The organism is Mycobacterium sp., assembly GCF_025965855.1.
Taxonomy (GTDB): Bacteria; Actinomycetota; Actinomycetes; order Mycobacteriales; family Mycobacteriaceae; genus Mycobacterium.
Window position 1 is genome coordinate 1 of sequence record NZ_JAOPWB010000329.1, and the last position, 6,815, is coordinate 6,815.

Sequence of the window (6,815 nt, forward strand, 5' to 3'; positions counted from 1 at the left end):
CATCAGGCTTGCGCCCATTGTGCAATATTCCCCACTGCTGCCTCCCGTAGGAGTCTGGGCCGTATCTCAGTCCCAGTGTGGCCGGACACCCTCTCAGGCCGGCTACCCGTCGTCGCCTTGGTAGGCCGTCACCCCACCAACAAGCTGATAGGCCGCGGGCCCATCCCACACCGCACAAGCTTTCCACCATAAAGCATGCGCTAAATGGTCCTATTCGGTATTAGACCCAGTTTCCCAGGCTTATCCCGAAGTGCAGGGCAGATTACCCACGTGTTACTCACCCGTTCGCCACTCGAGTATCTCCGAAGAGACCTTTCCGTTCGACTTGCATGTGTTAAGCACGCCGCCAGCGTTCGTCCTGAGCCAGGATCAAACTCTCCAAACAAAAACCCCTCGATAACGAGGTGAATTTACAATCAGAGATACCTGACAAGACGCCAATATCTGGCATCAAAATAAAACAGCCATACCCACACACGGGGAGTGCAGAGTATGGCCAAAAAACAACAACAAATAAAAAGACCAAACACACTATTGAGTTCTCAAACAACACTCGCACTTATTTTCGCCCGCTTCCGGGCAACCTCGCCAGCTTAATACAGTTCCGGCGGAGGCGTCAAGCCCCAGTTTTGGCCATCTCATTGTGGTGACCGCTGCGGGGCAGCCGTGCCAGGCTAGTACCGATCCGGCGAGGGAGTCAAGGCCTCCGGTTTCGGCCATCTTCGTGAGATGACCGCCCTTCTGGGGCACTGACTTTGACTACTCTACCCGCTCGATCGCCGCACCCAAAATCGCCAGGTTTTCCACGAACAACGGGTAGCCGCGGTCGATGTGGAAGACGTCGTGGACCTCGGTATCACCGTCGGCGACCAGCCCCGCCAACACCAGGCCGGCGCCGGCCCGGATGTCCGAACACCAGACCGGGGCGCTCGAGAGTTGTGGGAGGCCCCGCAGGACGGCGTGGTGCCCGTCGGTGCGGGCGTCGGCGCCGAGCCGGATCATCTCCTCGACGAACCGGAAGCGCGCCTCGAACACGTTCTCCGTGATCATCGACGTGCCGTCGGCGATCGACGCCAGCGCGATCGCCATCGGCTGCAGATCGGTCGGAAACCCGGGGAACGGCAGCGTCGCCACGTTGACGGCCTTCGGGCGCTCGTACTGGGTCACCCGGAAGCTGTGGTCGGTTTGGGTGACGGTGGCCCCCGCGTCGTGCAGCTTGTGCAGCACCACCTGCAGGTGGGCCGGATCGACGCCGGTCACCTCGATGTCACCGCGGGTCATCGCGGCGGCGATGCCCCAGGTGGCACCGACGATGCGGTCCCCGATCACGCGGTGTTCGGTGGGGTGCAGCCGCGGAACGCCGGTGATCGTCATGGTCGGCGAGCCCGCGCCTTCGATCTGTGCGCCCATCTGGTTCAGCATCGTGCACAGGTCGACCACGTCGGGTTCGCGCGCCGCGTTGTGAATCGTGGTGACACCTTCCGCCACGACGGCGGCCATCAGGATGTTCTCGGTGGCCCCCACCGAGGGGAATTCCAACTGAATTTCCGCGCCGCGCAACGTGTCGGCCTGAGCAACCACGCACCCGTGCTCGATGTTGCACTGTGCGCCCAGCTGCCGCAGGCCGGCCTGATGCATGTCCAGCGGCCGCGAGCCGATCGCGTCGCCGCCCGGAAGCGCGACCCTGGCCCGCTTGCACCGGCCGACCAGTGGCCCGAGCACGCAGACCGAGGCGCGGAACTGCCGCACGGCCGCGAAGTCGGCGTCGTACTTCGGCTCGTCGGGCGAGGTGATGCGGGCGATGTCCCCGTCGAGTTCGACGGTGGCGCCCAGGCCCCGCAAAACCTCCGCCATCAGCGGCACGTCGAGGATGTCCGGGCAGTTGGTGATGGTGCTGATGCCCTCGGCCAGCAGCGTCGCTGCCATGAGCTTGAGCACACTGTTCTTGGCGCCCCCTACAGCGACTTCGCCCGACAACCGGTTGCCTCCGGTCACCACGAATCGCTCAGCCACCCGCGTTAGTCTAGTGAAGCGGTATCGGCTTGTCAGTCAGCCAAGTCGGCCAGCCGAGTACCGTTTGTTCATGGCGATACACCTGACCCGCATCTATACCCGAACCGGCGATGACGGAACGACGGGATTGAGCGATTTCTCACGGGTCTCCAAGAACGACCCCCGGCTGGTGGCGTACGCGGACTGTGACGAGGCCAATTCCGCTATCGGCGTCGCGATCGCCCTCGGCCAACCCGGCGAGGAAATCACGGGTGTGCTGCGCGAAATCCAGAACGACTTGTTCGACGCCGGCGCGGATCTGTCGACTCCCTTGAAAGACCCGGTGGAAAACCCCGAACATCCCCCGCTGCGGGTTGCCCAGACCTACATCGATCGGCTCGAAGGGTGGTGCGACAAATACAACGAAGCCTTGCCGGCGCTGGATTCCTTTGTGTTGCCTGGTGGTTCGCCGTTGTCGGCGCTCTTGCACGTCGCCCGCACCGTGGTGCGCAGGGCGGAGCGCTCGGCATGGGCAGCGTTCGATGCCCACCCGGACGGGGTCAGCGTGCTGCCGGCCAAATACCTTAACCGGCTGTCGGATCTGCTGTTCATCCTGGCGCGGGCGGCCAACCCCGGCGGGGACGTGCTCTGGCGGCCGGGCGGCGGCGCGTCGAGCGCCGGGTAGCCGAAAGCCTCAGCGATGCAACAGAATCGGTCGATCCCGCCGGTGACTGTGATCCCCGTGCTCGTCTATCCCGATGTGCGAGCCGCGGTGGACTGGCTCGCCGCGGCCTTCGGCTTCGTCGAGCGAACGCGAATCGGCGACGGCCACCGGGCGCAGCTGAGCGTCGGCGCGGACGGGGCGATGATCGTTGCCGACGTGGCAGGTGAGCGGCGATCGCCGCAGGCCGGCACCGTCACCCACGAGATCAAGGTGCGCGTCCACGACGTGGACGCCCAGTTCGAACGCGCCCGGGCGGCGGGGGCGAAAGTGCTGGAGCGGCCCGTCGACCGCGAGTACGGCGAACGCGAGTGCACCGTCGAGGACCTCGCCGGCCATCGCTGGCAGTTCAGCGAAACCCTGCGCGATGTCGCCCCGGAGGAATACGGATGCCAGACCGTCAGCCGGTGGCAGAACGATTCTGCCACTTAGCTTTTGGGATTGATGTCGTCAGAAGCTGCGACGGCGTGCGCGCGGCGAGGGCCGGGACTCCAGCCACGACAAGAACGCGGTCAACGCGCCCGTGTCGAGCGCGAGCTCGTAACCGGACCGGCGATCCTGCGTCGTGTCGCGCAGCTCCAACACGACGATCTGGTCGGTCATGATGTCGAACTCGTCGCCGCGCGGCGCACGCCGGGCGACGATCTCCAAACCCCGCCGGCTGAGCCGGCGGTCCGGCCACAAACGCAGACTGGACAGCCGGTAGAACGCGGCCTCGCCGCCGCGGTAGCGGATCACACCGTGCCGCCAGCCGTGACCTCCGACGGCGGGGATGTCTCGCATGATTCCCGCGGTCCCGCCCTGGCGCAGCTTCAACAGTCGATAACTCAGGGCGAGGACGGCGACCCATAACACGACGACGAGCACGACCATGCCGACCATGGGCGCGCTCATCGACGGTCAGTCGATCGCGCCGACGGCGCGCAGTCTGGCGCGCCCCCTGGCGGCGATACGGGGATCGTCGGATTCGGCGTCTTCCCTGGCGGCGCTCTCGTCGATCTCCGACTCGATCTCCGCGGATTCGGCCAGGATGCTGACCTGCTCCTCGGTTACCGACAGGAACCCACCATCCACCGCGATCCGCAGGTCGTCCTCGCCTTCGCGTTCGACACGCACCATGGCGTCGTCAACCAACTGCGCCACCAGCGGGATGTGGCGGGGCAGGATCCCGATCTCGCCGACGGTGGTGCGGGTGAACAGGAACGTTGCCTCACCCGACCAGATCTTTCGGTCGACGGCGACTATCTCAACGTTCAATTCGGCCATGCCACAGAGCCTTTCACAACCTTTTCACTCAGTTCTCAGGAGTCGAGTTTGACGCCAAAGCTTTCGGATTTCTTGGCCAAGTCGTCGAGGCCACCGATCAGGAAGAACGCCTGTTCGGGAATGTGGTCGAAGTCGCCCTTCGTCAGCTTGTCGAACGCCTCGATGGTCTCCTTCACCGGCACCGTCGAGCCCGGCTGACCGGTGAACTGCTCGGCCGCCATCATGTTCTGTGAAAGGAACCGCTCGATGCGCCGCGCCCGGTTGACCAACTGCTTGTCCTCTTCGGACAGCTCGTCGATGCCGAGGATGGCGATGATGTCCTGGAGGTCCTTGTACCGCTGCAGGATTCGGATGACTTCCTGAGCCACGCGGTAGTGCTCGTCGCCGACGACGGCGGGGTCCAGGATGGTCGAGCTCGACGCCAGCGGGTCCACCGCGGGGAAGATACCCTTGGAGAACACGTTACGGGAGAGTTCGGTGGTGGCGTCCAGGTGCGCGAACGTCGTCGCCGGCGCCGGGTCGGTGTAGTCGTCCGCGGGGACATAGACCGCCTGCATGGACGTAATCGACCGCCCACGCGTCGAGGTGATCCGCTCCTGCAGCTGACCCATCTCGTCGGCCAACGTGGGCTGGTATCCCACCGCCGACGGCATGCGACCGAGCAGGGTCGACACCTCGGACCCCGCCTGGGTGAACCGGAAGATGTTGTCGATGAACAGCAGCACGTCCTGGCCCGCCTCGTCACGGAACCACTCCGCCATCGTCAGCGCGGACAGCGCCACCCGCATACGGGTGCCGGGCGGTTCGTCCATCTGACCGAACACCAGCGCGGTGTCCTTGAGCACGTCGGCTTCCTTGAGCTCCACCCACAGGTCGTTGCCCTCGCGGGTGCGCTCACCCACCCCGGCGAAAACCGAAGTTCCACCGAAGTTTCGGGCGATGCGGTTGATCATCTCCTGGATGAGCACCGTCTTGCCGACGCCGGCGCCACCGAAGAGCGCGATCTTGCCGCCACGCACGTACGGGGTCAGCAGGTCCACGACTTTCAGGCCGGTCTCGAGCATCTCGGTGCGCGGCTCCAGCTCTTCGAACGGCGGGGGCTTGCGGTGAATCGACCAGTGGTCGAAGTCTTCCCCGTATCCCGGCTTGTCCAGGCAGTACCCGAGCGCATTGAAGACGTGGCCCTTGACGTTCTCACCCACCGGCACAGAGATCGATTTGCCGGTGTTGGTGACCTCAACGCCGCGCACCAGACCATCGGTGGGCTGCATCGAAATGGTGCGCACCAGGCTGTCGCCCAGGTGCAGTGCGACCTCGAGCGTGAGGGTCTTCTTGAGCTCCTCGAAGGTGATGTCGGCGTGCAGCGCGTTGAACAGCTCGGGAACGGCGCCGCGCGGGAACTCGACGTCGACGACGGGCCCGGTGACGCGTACCACGCGGCCGCTGGTGTCGGTGTCCTTCGAGTCTTTGGTCTTCTCGGTGGTTTCAGTAGCAGGCATAAATTTTCTTCTTCCTCGTGGTGCTACTTAGCGTCCGCGAGCGCGTTTGCGCCGCCGACGATTTCGCTGATCTCCTGGGTGATCTGGACCTGCCGCTCGCGGTTCGCCATCAGCGTCAGCTCTTTGATGAGGTCGTCCGCGTTGTCGGTGGCCGACTTCATCGCGCGTTGACGTGACGCCAGCTCCGATGCCGCCGCTTCCAACAGCGCCGCGTACACACGGGTGGTTAGGTACCGCGGCAGCAGCGCCTCGAACAGCGTCGTCGCATCCGGCTCGAAGGAGTACAGGGTGTGCAGATCCTGCTCCTCCTCGACATATTCCACCACCAGCGGAGCAATGCGGTGGGCCACCGCCGATTGCGACATCATCGACTTGAACTCCGAGTAGACGATGTGCAGTTCGTCGACGCCCTGGACGTCATCGGACTGCTGATCCTCGTCGTCGCCCGTGCCCTTCATGAAGGCGTCGACCAAGGTCGAAGCGATCGCCGCGGCGTTTTCGTACTTGGGTTGCTCGGAGAAGCCCGTCCACGAATCGGTGACGTCCCAGTTGCGGAATTTGAAGTAGTTCAGCGCCTTACGGCCCACCGTGTACAGAACCGGCGTCTTTCCTTCCTCCCTCAGCAGGGAGAACAGCTCCTCGGAGCGACGGAATACGCTGGAGTTGTACGCACCGCACAAACCCCGGTCGGAGGACACCACCAGGACGCCGGCCCGCTTCGGTTCTTCTCGCTCGACCAACAAGGGGTGGTCCAGGGCGGCTTCGGCGGACAGGGCGGTGAGCGTCGCGGTGATCTGGAATGCGTAGGGCCGTGCGGATTCCAGCCGCGACTGCGCCTTACCGATGCGCGATGTCGCGATCATCTCCTGGGCCTTGGTGATCTTTTTGATCGACCCTGCCGAACGAATCCGGCCGCGCAATTCGCGAAGTGTCGCCGCCATCGTTAGCTACTTCTTGTCCTTCTTGGAGTCCTTGGATTCCTTCTTGTCCTTCGGCCTTTCCTTCTTGACTTGCACCGACTCCTTTTCCAGCTCCTCCTCGTCCATCGCCTCGACGTGCTCGTCGGGCACCACCGACCCGCCGTCCGAGGCCGCGAAGCCCTTCTTGAACTTGTTGATGATCTCGGTGAGCTGCTTCTCGTCTTCTTCGGAGAGCTTCTGGCTGTCGCGGATCTTGGCCAGGAATTTCTCCTCGGAAGCCCGCATGTGGTCCAGCAATTCGGTCTCGAACCGCCTGACGTCCTCGACGGGCACGGAGTCCAGGTGGCCGCGGGTGCCCAGGAAGATCGAGACCACCTGCTCCTCGACCGGCATCGGCTGGTACTGCCGTTGCTTGAG

The 6,815-nt window shown here is 64.2% G+C and carries 7 protein-coding genes, 1 rRNA gene and 1 pseudogene; 2 read left to right on the forward strand and 7 right to left on the reverse strand.

What is annotated here, in order from left to right:
- A 16S ribosomal RNA gene (locus JWP83_RS28285) occupies window positions 1–385 on the reverse strand; the annotation flags it as partial.
- Between the two features lie 374 nt (window positions 386–759).
- Window positions 760–2,013 (reverse strand): UDP-N-acetylglucosamine 1-carboxyvinyltransferase, encoded by a 1,254-nt coding sequence (gene murA, locus JWP83_RS28290; protein ID WP_297738223.1) that lies wholly within the window; start codon window positions 2,011–2,013, stop codon window positions 760–762.
- A 70-nt stretch (window positions 2,014–2,083) separates the two neighbouring features.
- Between murA and JWP83_RS28295 the strand changes: the two genes are divergently transcribed.
- Together JWP83_RS28295 and JWP83_RS28300 are read left to right on the forward strand one after the other, a co-directional pair.
- Window positions 2,084–2,677 (forward strand): cob(I)yrinic acid a,c-diamide adenosyltransferase, encoded by a 594-nt coding sequence (locus tag JWP83_RS28295; RefSeq protein WP_297738225.1) that lies wholly within the window; start codon window positions 2,084–2,086, stop codon window positions 2,675–2,677.
- A gap of 42 nt (window positions 2,678–2,719) precedes the next feature.
- Entirely contained in the window at window positions 2,720–3,145 is a 426-nt protein-coding gene (locus tag JWP83_RS28300; protein WP_297738227.1) for a VOC family protein, read from the forward strand.
- 18 nt (window positions 3,146–3,163) lie between these two features.
- Here JWP83_RS28300 and JWP83_RS28305 read toward each other — a convergent pair whose 3' ends face one another.
- From JWP83_RS28305 to JWP83_RS28325, 5 genes and pseudogenes are all read right to left on the reverse strand, one after another.
- Window positions 3,164–3,607 carry a DUF2550 domain-containing protein gene (locus JWP83_RS28305; protein ID WP_297738229.1) on the reverse strand — a complete coding sequence of 148 codons (444 nt, stop codon included), beginning with the start codon at window positions 3,605–3,607 and terminating at the stop codon, window positions 3,164–3,166.
- A 6-nt stretch (window positions 3,608–3,613) separates the two neighbouring features.
- Window positions 3,614–3,979 carry a F0F1 ATP synthase subunit epsilon gene (locus JWP83_RS28310; protein ID WP_297738231.1) on the reverse strand — a complete coding sequence of 122 codons (366 nt, stop codon included), beginning with the start codon at window positions 3,977–3,979 and terminating at the stop codon, window positions 3,614–3,616.
- Window positions 3,980–4,014: 35 nt separating this feature from the next.
- A complete protein-coding gene (atpD, locus tag JWP83_RS28315) occupies window positions 4,015–5,478 on the reverse strand; it encodes a F0F1 ATP synthase subunit beta (protein ID WP_297738233.1) in 1,464 nt (487 codons plus the stop codon).
- A gap of 23 nt (window positions 5,479–5,501) precedes the next feature.
- Window positions 5,502–6,419 (reverse strand): F0F1 ATP synthase subunit gamma, encoded by a 918-nt coding sequence (locus JWP83_RS28320; RefSeq protein ID WP_297738235.1) that lies wholly within the window; start codon window positions 6,417–6,419, stop codon window positions 5,502–5,504.
- A 6-nt stretch (window positions 6,420–6,425) separates the two neighbouring features.
- A pseudogene (locus tag JWP83_RS28325) lies at window positions 6,426–6,815 on the reverse strand (F0F1 ATP synthase subunit alpha); the annotation flags it as partial.

What these genes read in the sequence shown, in the direction of transcription:
- JWP83_RS28295 (WP_297738225.1), top strand. Translation starts at nt 2,084, where the DNA reads ATGGCGATACACCTGACCCGCATCTATACCCGAACCGGCGATGACGGA.
- JWP83_RS28305 (WP_297738229.1), bottom strand. Translation starts at nt 3,607, where the DNA reads ATGAGCGCGCCCATGGTCGGCATGGTCGTGCTCGTCGTCGTGTTATGG.
- JWP83_RS28310 (WP_297738231.1), bottom strand. Translation starts at nt 3,979, where the DNA reads ATGGCCGAATTGAACGTTGAGATAGTCGCCGTCGACCGAAAGATCTGG.
- atpD (WP_297738233.1), bottom strand. Translation starts at nt 5,478, where the DNA reads ATGCCTGCTACTGAAACCACCGAGAAGACCAAAGACTCGAAGGACACC.
- JWP83_RS28320 (WP_297738235.1), bottom strand. Translation starts at nt 6,419, where the DNA reads ATGGCGGCGACACTTCGCGAATTGCGCGGCCGGATTCGTTCGGCAGGG.